Source organism: Pseudoalteromonas sp. S558, from assembly GCF_005886635.1.
Lineage (GTDB): Bacteria > Pseudomonadota > Gammaproteobacteria > Enterobacterales > Alteromonadaceae > Pseudoalteromonas > Pseudoalteromonas aliena.
In genome coordinates, this window is the sequence record NZ_PNDU01000554.1 from 1 (window position 1) to 730 (window position 730).

Annotated in this window: 1 protein-coding gene; it reads right to left on the minus strand. The window is 41.4% G+C overall.

What is annotated here, in order from left to right; all coding sequences use genetic code 11:
- Positions 1-169: 169 nt before the first annotated feature.
- Positions 170-730: methyl-accepting chemotaxis protein (locus tag CWB66_RS21380; protein WP_252371826.1), on the minus strand; the 561-nt coding region annotated here is incomplete at its 5' end.

Here is a 730-nt window from a genome sequence, read left to right on the forward strand (position 1 = left end):
AGCGTTATCGCCTATGTATGGGGAACACCACATAGACTTTGCCTTGCCTAAAAACCAAACAGTCTGCTGCAAATTCAACCTCGAAAGATAAACAGAACCTAGCATACAGGCTTTGCCTAAAAACAAAATACACGGCTGTAAATTTAACCTCAAAAGATAGTCTCCATAATTAAAACTTGAGGCTGCCTTTAATCGTTTGCATTTGCTGCTGCAGTTGGTTTTGAATATCGTTGACGAGTAAACTTGACTCGCTTACTTGGCCTTTCATACTCTCCATTGATTGGCTAAAATTATCCAATAAACTATTTTGCTGCTTAGCTAATGCCATAGCCTCAAAAGCAACACTATTTGCACTTTGCGCATTATCAGCCACCCCTTCCGAGTTTAGCTTTAGCTCTTGGGCATTTTGCGTTTGTGATTGAGCCCCTTCGGCTAAGGCCGATATTTGTGCAGAGACAACTCGAGAGTTTTCAGTCAACAAATTAAGCTGATCGTTTATGTCACTTAGCGATCCTTGAGTTTGACGCGCTAATTGCCTCACCTCATCAGCGACTACGGCAAAACCACGGCCATGCTCGCCAGCTCTTGCTGACTCTATGGCTGCATTTAGTGCTAATAAGTTAGTTTGATCCGCAATATTTCGAATGATTTCAATTATTTTTCCTACACCATCAACACCATTTAATAACTCTTGAATACTTTGCATGCCATGCTCTACACGCTCTATAGT